The following is a 15,812-nucleotide window of genomic DNA, read 5'->3' on the forward strand; positions in this document are numbered from 1 at the left end:
GCGCTGAGCTGCAGCTTTAACCTACGAATGCGTAGTGTGAGCGATCTTGCAGCTCAGCGCGCTGACTGGCGGCCTACACTGGGAGGGTGTGAGCTGTGTAAAGAAATTCCGGTCCTGTCTATCCTCCGATTCCAAGCCGAACTCGCCGCTGCGCTCTGCGCTCTGGGCCGGTGTGTTCGGCTTCGCCGGCACCATGCACTTTGTGCACCCGCATAACTTCGATGAGATCGTGCCGGAGGCTATCCCCGGTACCAAGCGGCAGTGGACCTACGCCAGTGGCGTAGCCGAGCTGGGGCTTGCCGGCGCTATCGCTGCCACCACCATTGCCCCAAGCCTGCGCCCCTACCAGAACAAAGTGGTGGCTCCTGTTGCCGCGGCTTTTCTCGCTGCCGTGTGGCCGGCAAATATGAAGATGGCCTGGGATTGGCGCGGAGAAAAGCCGCTGAAAAAGGCCATCGCTTTCGCCCGCGTTCCCGCCCAGATCCCCATGATCAACTCTGCCCGCAAGCTCGGCTCCTAGCCGTCTCCCCCTTATATTTGCCCGCCATAACCATGTGGCTTCAGCCGTCGCTGTGAAGAGAGCATCCTCCTTCCAGCGGCGGCTGAGCGCATTACAGGCCTCGGCGGCATCCCCAAGCTAGCCAGCAACACCTCACACGACATGCGTTGCCATTACCCCCGCCTGCGCGATCATCGTCTTAAGGGTCTTTGGACCTGCGTAGAATTTCTTAGCTAGTGACCCAGATAGATCGACATCGCGCCCCGTGTTTTCTCGGCATTGCCTAACCCAGCCCGGGCGCACCGGGTGGGGCGCGACATACATGAAGGGATCAACGATTCACCATGTCCTTGAGCCAGTCCCTAAAGGCAGTTCTTGCTAGCGCCTGCGCCTGTGCCCTGGCGCTGGCTGGCTGCTCCTCCTCCGAGTCCGACTCCACGGGCGAGTCCGCGGGCTCGGCCGATAGCAGCGCCACCGCTGAAGCCTTTCCCGTCACCCTCGCTGCCGGCCGCGACGGCGAAGAGGTGACCATCGAGAACCAGCCCACCGCGATCGTCTCGCTATCGCCCACTGCCACCGAAACGCTCTTCGCCATCGACGCTGGGGAGGCCGTGGTGGCCGCCGATAGCTACTCCTATTACCCGCCGGAGGCACCTACCACGGATCTGTCTGGGTTTACCCCCAATGCCGAGGCGGTGCTGGAATACCAGCCGGATCTGGTGGTGGTTTCCCAGGACTCCAATGACATCGTGGATTCACTCACCGCAGCGAAGGTTCCGGTGTTGGTGATGGGCGCGCCAGATGATCTCGACGGCGCCTACTCCCAAATGGAGCAGCTCGGCGCTGCCACCGGCCATGTGGCCGATGCTGCCTCCGTGGTAGCGGAAACCACCCGCGCCATCGAGGATGCTGTCGCCGAGGTGGGCGATAAAGCCAAGGGCCGCAGCTACTACCACGAGGTGGATCCCAGCTTCTACACCATCACCAATGACAGCTTCCTAGGTGATATCTACTCCCAATTCGGCATGACCTCCATCGCCGCAGACGGCGATAACCCCTTCCCGCAGCTCAACCCAGAGGCCATCATTAGCGCCAATCCGGATGTGATCTTCCTAGGTGATGCCGGCGAAGGCGGCGAGAGTGCCGCATCGGTGGCTCAACGCCCGGGCTTTAACACCATCCCTGCAGTGAAGGATGATGCCATCGTGGAGCTGGATCCGGATCTCTCCTCCCGGTGGAGCCCGCGCATCGCGGACTTCGTGCAGTCGCTCGTGCCTACCCTCACCGCACTACCCGCACCCGCCCACAGCTAGACGCTCACCCTCAACTATCTCGACCCAATGAGACGCTCCCTCACTGCCCCGCACCTAGCCGCCGCGGCCACGCATATCGGTGTGGCGGTGATTGTGTTGTTGGCCAGCATCGTCCTAGCCGCAGCCACCGGGCCGAGCTCGATTGGGATGCGCACCCTTCTCGCTGGGCTAGCCGATACTCTTCTTCCTCACACACCGCAGTGGGCGCGGGGCGGCGCGGAGCAGCAGGGGTTTATCATCTTCACCCAGTTGCGCTTGCCCAGGGTGGTGCTAGGTGTGATCGTGGGTGCAGCACTGGCGATCGCAGGCGCTGCGTTTCAGGCTGTATTGCGCAACCCGCTGGCCGATCCCTATCTCCTCGGGGTGTCCTCGGGCGCTGGGCTGGCCGTGACCGCCTGCATTGCGCTGGGGGTGGGCTCGGGTGTGATCGCTTCTCAAGCGATGATCGCCGGCGCGGGGTTTATCGGCGGCATCGCCGCGGTAGCTGCCACGCTCATTGTCAGCCGCTCAGTAGGCCGCGGTCACGATCCTCTGGTGGTGGTGCTCGCCGGAGTGGCGGTGGGCGCGCTGTGCAACGCGGTGCAAACCTTCCTCCAACAGGCTCACGACACCACGCTACGGCGAGTCTATTCTTGGATGCTCGGGCATCTGGCCACCTCCTCGTGGCTCGATATCGCCATTATCGCTGTGCCGATTATGAGCTGTATCGCTGTGCTTATCGCACTATCGCGCTATCTCGATGCTTTGTTGCTTGGCGACGTCGAGTCCGCGGCCCTGGGCCTCAACCCCGAGCGGGTGCGCCTGCTGGTCATCGCGGTGGCGACCTTGTGCACCTCCTGCGCGGTGGCAGCCAGTGGACTCATCGGCTTTGTGGGGCTCGTGGTGCCCCACGTGGTAAGACTGATCGCAGGGACTACGCATCAGCGTTTGCTACCTCTAACGGTGCTTTACGGCGCGGCGTTTGTCGTATGCGCCGACACCCTGGGCCGAAGCGTGCTCTCCCCTGCCGAGGTGCCCATCGGAGTGGTCACCGCCTTCGTAGGCGCCCCCTTCTTCCTTGTCCTGCTGCGTCGGAGCCGCTCATGAGTACTCCTGCCCTCGATTTTCAGCAAGTAGGCATCCGCCGTGGTGATCGCCCGATCCTCAGCGAGGTAAACCTGACCCTGCCCGCCGGCGGGTGGCTGAACATCATCGGCCCCAACGGCCAAGGAAAAAGCACCTTGCTTCACACCATTGCGGGTTTAAACCCGTGGAAACCTGAGGGCGATAACGCCCGCGCGGAGGTGTTTGGCCAGCCGGTATCGTCTCACCGCTCAACCATGGCAAAGCTGGTGTGTCTCTGCCCGCAACGCCCCACCGTGCCGGAGGGCATGAAGGTGCGCCGCTATGTCGAACTCGGTCGCCTGCCGCACCAGGGACTCCTAGGGCGCAGCGACGCCGAAGATGAGCGCGTGATCGACGAAGTGATGCAGCGGCTTGATGTGTCAGGCTTTGCCGAGAGGTATCTCACCGAGCTCTCCGGCGGCGAACTCCACCGCGTAGTGCTGGCCAAAGCGCTGGCCCAACAGCCCCGCATGCTGCTGTTGGACGAGCCCACCGCGGCGCTTGATATCGGTCGCGCCCAAGAATTCCTCGAGATCGTCGATTCCTTGCGGATCTCGACCGGGCTCACGGTGGTGATGACGGTGCACGATCTCACCCTCGCCGCGAGCTACGGCGATCACCTGGCGGCGCTGTCCGGCGGCCTTGTGTATCGCTCAGGCAGCGCGGCAGAGGTGATCACCCCTGAGATGATCGCCGAGGTGTACAACGCCACCGTGACGGTGATCGATGGGCCCCATGGACCGGTGGTGCTGCCGCTGCGTCGGGCGATGAGTGGGCGTCGATAAGCGTGCTACTTCCACGCATCCATCGCCCGAAGTGCTTCTGCTGAGCCCACGGCATCGGTGGTAATCACGGAGATCGTGCCATCGGTTTCCACAATCATCGCCGCGATTGCCGTCAAATCCCCCTGCCCAGCTGAGCGCGCCGCCTGGTAGATATCGGCCGCACCCACCCGCGCTTTCTTCATCCCGTCCTGCACCATCTGGCCCTCTCGCACCACCACGATTGGATCGGCGGTGACGATCTCGCGCAGCGTCGAGGAATGCCGAATCGCTCGAGCCACTACATATTGCAGACCCAAAAGAATCGCGATCGCCACGATGCCCGTGGCGTAGCTGAGGTCTTTGGTGACCATCGCCGTGGACAGAATCGAACCAATAGCCACCGTGACGAGAAAATCGAAGGCATTGAGCTTCGCCAGCGAACGCGCACCCGCTACCCGCAAAAACAGCAACAGCGTCGCGTAGCTGGCGGTACCCACCGCCAAGGCACGAATGATGGGAAACCAAGAATCAAACCACATAGACCTCAGTGTGCCCGAATAGACATAGCCTGTGCGACATCACCCCACCGCAATGGCGCTAAAGCCGAACCTCGTGTGGGTCAACCAACTCGAAACGCTGCATTACCACCGGGGTGCGATCAGTGAGCCGCCACGTAGGATCATTGAGCTCGGCGCGCAGCTCCTCGGACTCCCAGAACAGCCGATGCGCCCGCTCCCACTCGGCGATAGTACGATAGCCTTCGCCTTCGTCGATGCAGTGCTGCAGATCCACCTCGCTTAGAGCCACCACCCGCACCTCGGTGGTGCGGGTGACACACACCGGCTGCTCATCGCTATCGACTACCAGCTCATAGCTGCCAAGCAGATCATGAGGATCCTGCCCGTCGCGCTGATACTCCACCAACAAGCTAGTGGTGGCAGTTTTCTCACCGTTGAGGATCGCCGCCACGAGGCCATCGCGCACGGGACCGGGAAAGGCGTACTCGCCCACGGGGATACGGCCGCGAAGAGACTGCAGGGCGGAACGGGAGGTTAAGGCGGGCTGGGATCTGGAAGCTTCGGTGGTCACAGGCCCCATTGTTTCATAGCGTGGGGCGCACGAGGGTTCGCACACGTGGGCGAAGCAGCTACAATCGTGGACGGTTCCGCCCCAGAGTTATATGGGGTGGCTTCTTTCGTCGCTGCGCGGTGTACCCGCGCGCGTTCGTGGGTGACTCGCGCAGTACTAACTGGCGAGAGGACCACAGCGACAGGAAGGAGTTGTTGATGGCTCAAAGGCCTGAAGGCAAACCCGGTCGAGACGAAGATAACCCCGGAACCAGCCGAGATAACAGACTCACGCTGGCCACCGAGGTTCTACACTTCTTGACCGCAGTGGTGAGGCTCGTTGCAGCGATCTTCACCTAGGGTCTTAGTACCCGACACCCTCCCAGTGTTGCAGCACTGCGGGGGTGTTTTTAGTACCAACAAGGCGAGAAACCAGCCTTGCTGTTAGCTACGAGTATAAGACCCGTCCTTCCAGCGGTGCAACGAAAACCCGCGCGGACATCCCGCCCACCTCGTGTGCGAGCGCGGCACTGCAGGTGCTTTCAGGGGCTTAGCTTTCAAGGGCAAAGCCGCCATGCTTTAGGCGCCATCGCCCTCCTTGCGCTCTGATGCGGCCTCCTCTGCGGAGTCATCCTCACCGAGCTTAGCCGCACCAAGCGCACACAGTCGGATGAACCAGTGGAGGGTGAAGAGGATAAGCAGCAGCATAGTTGCAGCCCAAAGCAGAGCAATAAGAGTGAAAAAACCATCCCACTCCTTTTTCACCGCTACCACTCCGATTCCATATACAAAGACTGCTGTCAGGGCTGTTTTAAATACCCGCTTCAGCGCCGACTTATGCTTGCGACGGCGCCGCTCGAGCGTAGTTTCGTTGAGTTCCGCCGCTCGCTGGTGCTCTTTGAACTCTTTTTCTTCGGGGAATGCTACAGCGAACGCCTCAGCTAGGTGTTTATCGTCCTGCTCCTCGTCGAGGTTTTCCTCCTCATCCTTGGGTCTCTCTAGGACGGCCTCTTCGTCGTCCTCATCGTCTTCATCCCAATCGACATCTTCCTCGGCATCGGCGGTGTCCTCCCACTCGTCCCAGTCTGGTTCCTCATCGTCATCATCCTCAGACACAGAAGCATCGGAACGCTTCCGCAGCTGCTCGGCGAAGGAGCTCGTGCCCCACTGGTCATCACCGGCTAAAGGTTGAGCAGGCTGTTCGGTGTCGTGCTCCTCCTCGGATACAGCCCGGCGCGCCCGCGATCGAGGTGTGGTGTCGCTGGTGTTCTTCTCCGCTTGGAGTCTGGCGATCATTGCAGCGAAGGGTTCTTTGCCTTCGGGGTTGTCGGTGCTGGCGTGGCTACCGGAGGTGGAATCCTCTCCGTCTTGGGTGTCGTTGGCTTTTTCGCTGTGGGCCGAAGAGTTAGCGTCGCCGTCGCTGGGCAGGGAGAAGCGTTGGGGCGTGGCGTCGGAGATCACGCCCTGGGAAACCGAGTCCCCAGGTGCTGATCGGAAAGCTATCCGGTCCTTTTTAGTTGCTTCTTCGCTGTGTGTGTTATCACTTCTCCACTGCTCGTCGGGGCTGGTCCGGAAATGGGCGCCTTGGGTGTGGGTGGTGTCGTCCACGGGTGTGTCTTCTGTCTCGGAGAGTGCCTGCCATGCCGGAGCGAAGTCCCAAGCCGCGGTGGCGTAGGTGAACTCTGGGGCGCTGTCATCCCAGGCTTGTACAAGCTCTCCGCGGGCGAGGGCGTCGAGGAAGGCTTCGTCGTCGAGATCTTTTACGTTTTCGATCAGCTCTGGCTTGTCGTCTAGTTTGCTTTCGGCCCAGGCGGTGAAGTCTCGGGCGAGGATGAGTGGAGTGCCGTAGCGCAATGCGAGGGAGTTTTTGCCGTCTTTCGTCTCGGTGTCGTCGGTAACGAGGGCGTCGCAGCGGGTTTTGGACACTGCTTGTTTGTATTCCAAGCCGAGGGATCGGCATAGCTCGTCGAGCACTGGGCCGTGTGGGCGGAGTTCCCCGTGAACGTAGGTGGAGCCGCGAAACGCCACGCGTGCGCCTTCGTTGAGCAAAGCGGCTGCTTGCTGCGGGGTGAGAATCTGCTTCCCTGCCGGGGCTGTGGATGGTGCCTCCGCGGCGTTGTCGCGAGCAAAGCTGTGCTCGTCGTTGCCTGGTTCCTTCTCGTTTGAAAGCTCAGCCTCCCACGCTTCGTCCCACTGCTTGTCCCAGTTGCTCTCCGAGCCGAAGTCCCAGTCGCCATCTAGGGGCTGGGTGAGTGCGCTGGGCTTGCTCATGGTCTCCACCCGCATGGGCGCACCTAGGCCTTGATGCACCTCGGCTGGAGTTTCGTTTTCGCCGCCGGGCGTCTTGGTGGCGGTGTTGTCGCACCAGCGGTCGAAGGCGGCGAGTTCAATGATGGGGATCCCGAATTCGCGGGCGCGCTTGGCTTTGCGGGACGTGGAGCTGGGGTCGCGGGCGATGAGTACATCGCATTTTTTGCGGGAAACTCCGAGGCGGAATTCCAGCTCGCGAGCTTTGCAGAGTTTGTCGAAGTCGCTGTCTGTGCGTTTATCCTCGCTGCTGTATCCACAGCCGCTAAACGCCACTCGGGTGCCTGGAGTAAACAGGGTGTCTAGGTCGATGGTGCGGGGATCGACCTCGGGGAGCTCGATTTTTGCACGAGTGTTGGGGCGGGTTCGATCGAGGACCTCTCGGCGAAGGGCGTGGTCCCACACCCCGCGAGAGATCGCCCAGGCGGACAACAGCTCGGCGGTTTCTACAACCTCGTTGGGATCTTTGGCCCTGATGCTGCCTCCGAAGCAGCTAGCCCACGCATTATCGGAGTCAGTCGCATGGTTGTGGTCTAGTTTCATCGGCTGCTGCTCGGCCCAAACGGGCTGATACACCGCGCCTTCGGTGTGCGGGTTAGCCGGTGGTACTAGCAGGCCACGTTCGATATCCATGTCCCCGCGCTTGTAGCGTTCGTACATCTCCAAGCACCGCTCACGCAGGCTCGCATTTTCGAGCGTGATACCAAAGTCGGCGCAGTCGTATCCCACGCCAAGGTTAATGGCAAGGCCGCGCTCTTGGTGCCGAATGGCCCGCTCCAATACCGCGAGACGATCACCGACCACGAGCCCGCCAGCGGCTTGGCGAAGCAATAACGGCCAGAAGTCGCTGAGATCGGGTGCGAGGGCAAGTCCGCGTGGCGGCACCTTCATGCGGGCGCCGAATTCCCCAAGATCACAGTTGGGGTTGATCCAGCTACCAAAGTCCGCAACGATCTTGCCCTTGTTCGCAATCACCACGTGCATACGAGCAATGTGTTCACGAATGCCCAAGCTCACCCCGTCGAAGGCGATGAACACAAGTCGTTCGGGGTTCACGCGGGGGCTGAGGTCTCGGCGAACGCGCCGCATCACCGCGTTGCTGGCCTGCAGGTGCTTCGGTGTCACGGGGCTGCTAAAGCGCAGATGCTCCATGTCCACTGCCCGCGACAGCGCCACATACAATTGCCCGTTGGCTCCCATGTGATCGTGCAGATCGATCACACACCGAGGGATGGTTTTCCCTTGCGCTTTATGGATCGTCATTGCCCAGGCCGCCACCACTGGGAACTGGGTGACACTACCCACCGTTTCGCTCGCTAGCCGGCCATCGCGCATGATCGGCCGTGTTACGTTCCAACGGTGGCGTTGTATCTCCACGGTCTGCCCGGAGTGATCGAGCTGCACCGAGATCACCGCATCGGTGGCGTGGGTTACGGTGCCAAAGCTGCCGTCCTGGAAGCGCCCTTGCGTATCGTCGATCAGCATCATCACCCGCATACCGCGGCCATAGCGCAGCTCGTCTACCCCGCCGAAGGATTCCGCGCTCGCGGATCCCTCATAGGCCGCCCGCGATGTCAGCACTGGTCCAGCGAGGCTATTGAGATGCCGGTTATTGATCCGGTTCACTGTGCGCCGATAGGAACTCAGCGTCACCCACTGATCAGTATCGTCCTCATCGCGCAGCACGAGGGTATTCAACGCCGCAAGTACTCGCGGCCCCGCAGACCCCTCGCGGATCTGGTTGAGGATTTCCACGAACGTAGCATCGCTGTGGCGCCACACCTTATTCAGCGTGATCCACTCCAGCTGCATTCGCGCGTACACCTCAGAGGAGAAGAAATAAGGCGTATCCCAGTGCTTAAGAAAATCCTCGCGCTCGTTATCGCGCACCACCGGCGGCAGTTGCAACAGATCACCGACGAGCACCAGCTGTACCCCACCAAAGGGTTGCTTGTTCTCCCGCACCATGCGCAGCGCACGGTCCATCATGTCGAAATGATCGGCGCGCACCATGGAGATCTCATCAATCACCAGCACATCAATTGCGGCGAGGGTCTCCTGCACCGACCGTGCCGGCCGCCACGCCCCACCAGGCTGAACATCTTCCACACTGGTATAGGGCCGAAAACCAAAGACTTTATGAATGGTGTAGCCATGCACATTCCGCGCCGCCTCACCCGTTGGCGCGGTTACCATCACCGAGGTAACAGAATCCGCTCCAACATCTGTGGCGCGGTTGAGTTGCTCGAGATACAGGTTGAGCAGCGTAGACTTTCCGCTCCCAGGTTTGCCACTGATCAACACGTTTCTTCCCGCGCGCATCGCATCGAGCGCATAATGAAACTCAGCGGTCATAGTGATCGACATGCATAACACTTTCTGGCCAAAGTAAAACAACGCAGAGATTGATTTTAATCTCTTATCGCCACCCTGCCTGGAAAATCAGCCACGTTTTCCTGCCTGCGTGAGCGCTTTTCGACGCCTCCTCCCCCACAACCCCGCGCCCCACGAATTCCTAGCACCGCGTAGACACCGCGCGCTGCCTCACGTCCTTAGTCACGATCCTCCCCACGCTGGAACCAGATAGCCCCATCGGCGGATCGTGTTTTTTAAGCGATCCACCAGCGCATAGCCCGCGCGCGGGGTGCTAACGCCTATATACTGCTGGGGTATCCACGCCGCCCAGATAATCAGGAAGTGCCCTATGGATCTCTCAGATGTCACGACCTACTCGAAGAAGAGACTGTCCATCGTGGAGTCTCGGCTCTCTGCCCATAAAGAATTCAACCCAAGCCTTCCCGATGCAGACACCTTCGCTAAGTGGATGAGCTGGGCAGTGCCACAAAACCAATACACCGACGGAGTTCCACACGCTCTGAGCACTAAACTCGGCGGCACAAAGCGTTCAGCCAATTACGAGATGGGCGATATCCTCTGCCTTGATGAAGACAATCCAGACTACCCATGGAAGGCAGGCTTGATCAGTCTGATCTTTCCCATTCCCGTACATGCGTTACCGCCGCGGCAGCCCAGTGAGAATCCCTACCGCACCCAGGTACCAGGAAGCGGTTGGCATTGGGGGCGCTACCGGGGCACCAGCATCTTCGGCAGCATTCAGGACGGCAAGCAGGCAGTGCATAAGCACTTGGGATCTGGGGTGGAGCAATACTTCAACTCACTAGCATCCATGTTCGGCGAGGAGCCCAGCGCCGAACACATGACTGCTGATGCCTTTCCATTCCTTGATTCCTCTCCATTGACCTCAGAAGAGCTCGGCAGCGAAGATTTAGCAGAACTTCAAAATCACCTGCGCGACCGAAAATTCCCCGATGCTCACAGCACCCAGGATGGCTCGAGCCCCGAGGTACTCAACTACGTGCGCACTTTCGACCACGGGGCACCTGCAACCACATGGACATTGCGCACCGCTAACAACCCCTCAGTACGGTATAAACCTCTGGAATTGACACCCGAAATCAACGGGCATGTGGAACTGCGCGCCCTCGAGTTTCTTCAATTCAACAAGATCAAAGACTCCAGGCCCTGCGCAGACGGCGATACCGCCCAAGAGATAGCCCAGGCCTTTCTCGTCTGCCACCTGCAGTGCACAAATCTCACACACGCTGGACTGCGCATGGTCTCCACGATGCTCGACCGACCCCGCAACGGCACCACGATCCGAGACGGTCACGGCCCTGGTGTGATCATCGGCCCCTACGTGAGTCGAAGAGATACTACCCGCTCATTCACTGAAGCTGGTTCAGAAGACGAGCGCGAGGGCTACGCCCAAGGCTTTCTCCGAGACCTCTTTTCCATCGCCATCGACTCGATGGATAGCTACTTCCCCGAGGATAAACAGGACCTGCCCCTGTATTTCAGTCCAGGCGGTTTCATCTCATCTCGGCGTCACAGTGCAGAGTCATCTACTACGGAGAAATTCCGAGAGACGATCATGCCGTTGCGGATCATATCTCTCATTCCTAATGATTCCGCAGCAACGATGTGCGAGGAGGTTCAGGCCTGCATCGATGACAAGAGTCTCGATCTTCCACCGGGCGGTGACTATGAAGAACTGTGGTGCGAGGCTTGGGCAGAATCCATTATCAACGCCCAAGACCGCTTCACCCATGAGCTGAAGTCTTTGGACTCTTCTGCAGCACAGCATGAAGAAGTAAGCTCGTTTGCCAATTGGTGTTTCCGCTCGAGTTCGACATGCATGGTGGGGATCAAGCGACAATCAGATCTGCAGCACGATCTCTTCTTCGCAGGTCTTTGCCAGACTCGTTTCGTTGACGTGGGTCTGCTCGCCATGCGGCAATACCTCGGTCTGGTGCGCTTCCACAATCGCATGGAAGACGGAATTTATGATTTCCGCTCCTCACGCACCACTGATTCCGACCTCTCTGGTTTAGCGGTCGACGCCGAACGGCTCAAACGCGCAACCGACACATTCGATCTACTCACCCTCGATTACCTTGGCTTCCGAAACAAGGTGTGGCAACGCACCATCCCTAAGCGTTCCTTCGCTACAGCCCTGTTGCATGTGCTGCAAGATAGGCTCGGTGTCACCTCCCTGTCCGAGGAATTCGACAAGGAGATGGAGCTGCGCAAATCCATCCTCCAATCCCGTTACGATCGCGAGATGCTGCGTATCCGTGAGCGCGACGAGAAGCAAAGACGCAGGCAGCAACAACGTCAGAACGAGGCGGCACGCACGACACAAGTCATCTTCACTGTTGTCGCTTTAATTATTGGTGTTGTCCCCGCTTTCGAGTTTCTGCCACTTCCAAGCAATGACTCAGGAAACTGGGAAATTTTCCTCATCCAATTGGCACTAGCTGGCTGTCTCTGCGCATTCGTCTACTACTACGCGAAGAAAAAGAAAGACACGCCCACCAGCGGTGATGACACTTAGTCGAACACCTCGACCTCGCCGAGTGCCGAACCAGCAATCACGGATGTCCAGTCACCATGGTGCACCAGCCACACGCGCTCGGCTGGAGCAAGGGTTGCCAGCGCTGCTCGCTGGAAACCCTGAGACAGTCCACCACGCAGAGTCGAGCCTAAACAAAGAGCAGCCCTCATCCAGCGCCCCACCGAGAGCACGGCCAAGCTCCGGCATCCAGTGGCTAGCCGTAGTGCTGAACATTAAAGTGCTCCAGCACGGGAGACACAGCGGCGAACATCTCTCGGTCAGGGGTGTAGTCGCTACCTGAGGACACAAAACCCGCAGCGTAGAGCTTGTCGTCAACGATGGCGACTGCAGGACCGCCCGAATCTCCATGATCGGCTGGTGCATGGGCCTCGAACATAAGATCACTCACACCCTCGCGATAGTCGCCACAACTCAAGCCAGTGATCCAACCGAGCCGGCATATCTGGGGGCGGACATCATCCATCTGTTCCACTGTCAAGGATCCCACCAGCTTCGCTTTAAACGGTGGCGACAGGCGCCAAGCGGCCTTGACGTGAGTGACGTCAACCAAAGTCCAATCCGTCTTCTCTAGGGAGAAATCCGAGGCCACAACCTCACCAAGGAATGCCTTCTGGCCGGATCGATCCTTGGCGTAAATCTTATCGCCTTCATCCCCGCAATGGCCGGCGGTGATCATCAACTTACGACCGTTTTATGCCCAAAGAACCCCGCGGAACAACCACTGCCGGCGGTTTCGTTGAACACCTTTACACTGGGTACCACTGTGGGAGACTCAGACAGCCACTCCCAATTAGAACTGTTGTGGTAGCGTACCTTGCCCTCTAGCAAGGCCTCGGGTTACTTTTCGATTCTTGTGCCATCGTTCGGATCGAAGTTCTAGCTCGGACTTGCGGCTGAGGTCTCTGGACTCGGCGGCCCCTTCGTGGTGGAGGTGATGGTGGTGGTCCTTGTCGGCTTGTTCGACGTTGACTCGACTGAACTGCCGGATCTACTCGGCGAATCAGCCCCTCAGGCTGCGAGAGTTAGCACAAGTGCAGCCAATGCAGCCAGCACAGGGGCCCGATTCAGCGAGTGGCGAGTACTGGAGTATCTTTCAGCAGCCAAATTAATCACGGTTTCCTTCACATAAAGGGAACACACTCGAGAACTTTGATTCTGATCAAAGTTTCCCCATAAGAAAACGGCACATCGCCAGATTTTCCACAGAAGAATACCAGATAATTTGTCTAATACTCAGGACTAAGTAACTGTTCTCTAGTTTGTACCACGGGGTTTTGAAGTAGGTTTCATGCTTTGTTTGGCGTCACCGGCGCCCCTTCAGGCGGCAGTACCTTTGGATACTTCCTCCATGTCCCTTCTCCTGCACGCAGACTCTCACCTGATCCCTCGACGTTGGCGCGCTCACCACCAGCAACTGCTCGACCACTATTTCGGGAACTGTCCCCCACATTGTTAGCCGCGGACACTGCACCACCAGCTGCTCTCCCAGGAGCTGGATCCCAGTGTCCGTCCACGAGTTTCTTTTGGCACACCCAGCCGAGACCAAACAGTCCCGCGCCGATGACTGCCACGAATACGAGACCGAGCGCTCCACCGCCGCGAGAGCTCCAGCCAAGCAGCAGTCCAAGCCAACCGAAGTCGGCGTCGCCGAAGGTCGTGTTCTCATCTCCGAATGCTCCAAGAACGCCTAGCAGGAACGCTGGCAGGAACGTGATGAGTAGACCATTGGCGAATGCGCCGCAGACTGCACCGCGCCGGCCACCAACTGCATTGCCATACACCCCTGCTGCTCCACCGGTGAAGAAGTGCGGCACGAGACCAGGCAGAATCAGCGCGACTCCGAAGGCAGGGTTAAGCCATGCGGAGAGCACACCGAGCCCTACAAGCCCACCAACGAAGGATGAGATGAATCCGACGAGCACTGCGTTCTGGGCGTAGGGGAATACGATTGGTGCGTCAAGGGCTGGGATTGCGCCAGGAACCACCTTGGCGGCGATTCCTTGGAAAGCGGGGACCAGTTCACCCAAGATGGTGCGGACACCGAAGAGAATCACGGCCACGGCTACGCCGAATTGCAGGCCTTGGGTCAGTGACTGCATGAGGTAGTTACCTACTCCGGTCGCACCATCAGGGAAGGCGGTGTAGGCCTCTTCGGTGCCTGCTCTCACAATGAACAGCACTGCGAGCACGACGTACATCAGTGCCATCGATAGCGCGGTGGCCACCATGGAGTCGCGCAGGAATCGAAGGCCCTCTGGAAGATTGAGCTCCTCTGTGGAGGGCGATTGTTTCCGTCCGCGTCCACCTACGGTTTTTGCCACAGCACCTGAGAGCACGTAGCCGGCTGTGCCGAAGTGGCCGATGGCAATGGAATCATCCCCAGTTATCTTCCGCGTCCATGGGTGTGCGATCGCTGGCAAGGACACCATCACAACGCCCAGCAGGAGCGCCCCTGCTATCACCACGACCCATGGTGAATATCCGGCCGGGACAAGCACCATCACTAGAAGTGTTGCCATGAATAGCACGTGGTGTCCGGTCAAAAACACGTAGCGCATTGGGGTGAAGCGTGCGAGTAGGAGGCTGACAACGAAGCCCAAGATCATAATCCACGCGACTTGTCCGCCGAACTGATCTTGCGCGATGCCTACGATTGCTTCATTAGTGGGCACCACTCCGTGTGCGCCTGTGGCTCCGGCGATCATGGTGCCGAGCGGCTCGAGCGAGGCGGTCACAAGGCCCGCCCCTGCTCCAATAAGTAGGAAGCCGAGTGTAGCTTTGATGGCCCCACCCAGCACGGTGCCGATCCCTCGGCCCATCGCGGCCAAACCAGCCGCGGTGATGATACCGATGAGGAATGCGGGGACAGACAGGATTTCGTTAACGAGGAAGTTCGCTACATCTAGCGCTATCTGGGTCAATGAGCTCATTGATTGTGCTTTCCGGTACCTAGTCGTCTCATTCTCACGCTGTTAAATGTCGTAGAGCGATCGCAGCGCGGTGTCTACTTGCTGTGTTGATGTGAAGTCATCGATCACGTATACAGGCACGCCCACATCTCCTAAGGTGGCCGCGATTGCTCCGGAGGTGAGAAGGAAGTCTGCTTCCCCAGCGCGCCCCTTGGCTGAGATGGTGTCTGTGGCTTCCACGGTGAGATACGGCGTCCAACCCCATTGGTCGAGTACCTGCTCGAGTGTGTTTTTGAGAAAGAGTGACGTGCCGAGACCGTTGCCGCAGACAGTAAGGATCTTCCCCTTGGAGGGCACGGAGTCCTCGGATGGGGTGTGTTGTCTTGGTGGATGCGCGGCTGATTCGCTGGTGGTGGCGTCGTAGCGAGGCTCGCCGCTGAGCAGGGATCGCAGTGTGTTGTCGTTGTCGGCGTTGGTGAGTTCTTCGCGGCGAGTGCCTAGCAGCGTGGCGAGCTACTTCATGGCCGCTAGGTGGGCGCTGGAGTCTGTGGCAGCTAGGGCCGCGACGACGCGTACAGGGTCGTTGGTGGTGTGGCCGAAGCGTAGGGGTTGCTCCAGTCGTAGCCACGCGAGTGCAGTGTGGCGTACAGAGTCGCTGGGGCGAGCGTGGGCGAGCGCGAATCCCGGCGCGAGCACGATGTAGGGACCATTGTCCTCCACGCTGCGCACCATCTGTTCGGTGTAGTCTGCCGTGCTCGCGCCCGCTTCTTCGAGTAGGCGTCCGGCGGCACGGATGGCTTCTCGCCAGTCTCTAGCCTCGCCGTGGAATGCTGTGGCTTGTGGTACGAGCAGCGTTCCTAGGTGTCCCATGTGCTCTCCCTTCCTTATGCCTCTGAGGCTTAGGCTATATCAC

General features: G+C 59.5%; 10 protein-coding genes and 1 pseudogene. 5 read left to right on the forward strand and 6 right to left on the reverse strand.

Annotation, left to right across the window (positions count from 1 at the left end; all coding sequences use genetic code 11):
* Positions 1-88 precede the first annotated feature (88 nt).
* The 4 genes from CCICO_RS06155 to CCICO_RS06170 all read left to right on the forward strand — a co-directional run bounded on the left by CCICO_RS06155 (position 89) and on the right by CCICO_RS06170 (position 3,701).
* A complete protein-coding gene (locus tag CCICO_RS06155; RefSeq protein ID WP_244263992.1) occupies positions 89-520 on the forward strand; it encodes a DoxX family protein in 432 nt (143 codons plus the stop codon).
* Positions 521-843: 323 nt separating this feature from the next.
* Positions 844-1,812 carry an ABC transporter substrate-binding protein gene (locus tag CCICO_RS06160; protein WP_018019791.1) on the forward strand — a complete coding sequence of 323 codons (969 nt, stop codon included), beginning with the start codon at positions 844-846 and terminating at the stop codon, positions 1,810-1,812.
* 27 nt (positions 1,813-1,839) lie between these two features.
* Complete coding sequence (locus CCICO_RS06165; RefSeq protein ID WP_018019792.1) at positions 1,840-2,898, forward strand: FecCD family ABC transporter permease; 1,059 nt, start codon at positions 1,840-1,842, stop codon at positions 2,896-2,898.
* Positions 2,895-3,701: an ABC transporter ATP-binding protein gene (locus tag CCICO_RS06170; protein WP_018019793.1), complete on the forward strand. Its 807-nt coding sequence runs from the start codon at positions 2,895-2,897 to the stop codon at positions 3,699-3,701. The genes CCICO_RS06165 and CCICO_RS06170 overlap by 4 nt, the downstream gene beginning before the upstream one ends.
* Before the next feature lie 5 nt (positions 3,702-3,706).
* On the opposite strand, the gene CCICO_RS06175 is transcribed toward CCICO_RS06170, so the two are convergent.
* From CCICO_RS06175 to CCICO_RS06185, 3 genes are all read right to left on the reverse strand, one after another.
* A complete protein-coding gene (locus tag CCICO_RS06175) occupies positions 3,707-4,219 on the reverse strand; it encodes a DUF421 domain-containing protein (RefSeq protein WP_018019794.1) in 513 nt (170 codons plus the stop codon).
* Between the two features lie 58 nt (positions 4,220-4,277).
* The gene (locus CCICO_RS06180; RefSeq protein WP_018019795.1) at positions 4,278-4,778 is read right to left on the reverse strand and encodes an ASCH domain-containing protein; all 501 of its coding nucleotides are present in this window, start codon (positions 4,776-4,778) and stop codon (positions 4,278-4,280) included.
* 548 nt (positions 4,779-5,326) lie between these two features.
* Complete coding sequence (locus CCICO_RS06185) at positions 5,327-9,421, reverse strand: AAA family ATPase (RefSeq protein ID WP_018019797.1); 4,095 nt, start codon at positions 9,419-9,421, stop codon at positions 5,327-5,329.
* A gap of 337 nt (positions 9,422-9,758) precedes the next feature.
* Between CCICO_RS06185 and CCICO_RS06190 the strand changes: the two genes are divergently transcribed.
* The gene (locus tag CCICO_RS06190; protein WP_018019798.1) at positions 9,759-11,969 is read left to right on the forward strand and encodes a hypothetical protein; all 2,211 of its coding nucleotides are present in this window, start codon (positions 9,759-9,761) and stop codon (positions 11,967-11,969) included.
* A 214-nt stretch (positions 11,970-12,183) separates the two neighbouring features.
* Here the strand turns inward: CCICO_RS06190 and CCICO_RS06195 are convergent, their stop codons facing one another.
* The 3 genes and pseudogenes from CCICO_RS06195 to CCICO_RS06205 form a co-directional block, all read right to left on the reverse strand.
* Positions 12,184-12,669, reverse strand: coding sequence for a chymotrypsin family serine protease (locus CCICO_RS06195; RefSeq protein ID WP_301354419.1), 486 nt, complete (start codon positions 12,667-12,669; stop codon positions 12,184-12,186).
* Positions 12,670-13,276: 607 nt separating this feature from the next.
* Complete coding sequence (gene ulaA / locus CCICO_RS06200; protein WP_018019800.1) at positions 13,277-14,920, reverse strand: PTS ascorbate transporter subunit IIC; 1,644 nt, start codon at positions 14,918-14,920, stop codon at positions 13,277-13,279.
* 42 nt (positions 14,921-14,962) lie between these two features.
* Positions 14,963-15,769 (reverse strand): annotated as a pseudogene (locus CCICO_RS06205) (PTS sugar transporter subunit IIAB).
* Positions 15,770-15,812 lie beyond the last annotated feature (43 nt).

It is taken from the genome of Corynebacterium ciconiae DSM 44920 (genome assembly GCF_030440575.1).
Lineage (GTDB): Bacteria > Actinomycetota > Actinomycetes > Mycobacteriales > Mycobacteriaceae > Corynebacterium > Corynebacterium ciconiae.

What these genes read in the sequence shown, in the direction of transcription:
- CCICO_RS06160 (WP_018019791.1), top strand. Translation starts at nt 844, where the DNA reads ATGTCCTTGAGCCAGTCCCTAAAGGCAGTTCTTGCTAGCGCCTGCGCC.
- CCICO_RS06165 (WP_018019792.1), top strand. Translation starts at nt 1,840, where the DNA reads ATGAGACGCTCCCTCACTGCCCCGCACCTAGCCGCCGCGGCCACGCAT.
- CCICO_RS06170 (WP_018019793.1), top strand. Translation starts at nt 2,895, where the DNA reads ATGAGTACTCCTGCCCTCGATTTTCAGCAAGTAGGCATCCGCCGTGGT.
- CCICO_RS06175 (WP_018019794.1), bottom strand. Translation starts at nt 4,219, where the DNA reads ATGTGGTTTGATTCTTGGTTTCCCATCATTCGTGCCTTGGCGGTGGGT.
- CCICO_RS06180 (WP_018019795.1), bottom strand. Translation starts at nt 4,778, where the DNA reads ATGGGGCCTGTGACCACCGAAGCTTCCAGATCCCAGCCCGCCTTAACC.
- CCICO_RS06185 (WP_018019797.1), bottom strand. Translation starts at nt 9,421, where the DNA reads ATGTCGATCACTATGACCGCTGAGTTTCATTATGCGCTCGATGCGATG.
- CCICO_RS06190 (WP_018019798.1), top strand. Translation starts at nt 9,759, where the DNA reads ATGGATCTCTCAGATGTCACGACCTACTCGAAGAAGAGACTGTCCATC.
- ulaA (WP_018019800.1), bottom strand. Translation starts at nt 14,920, where the DNA reads ATGAGCTCATTGACCCAGATAGCGCTAGATGTAGCGAACTTCCTCGTT.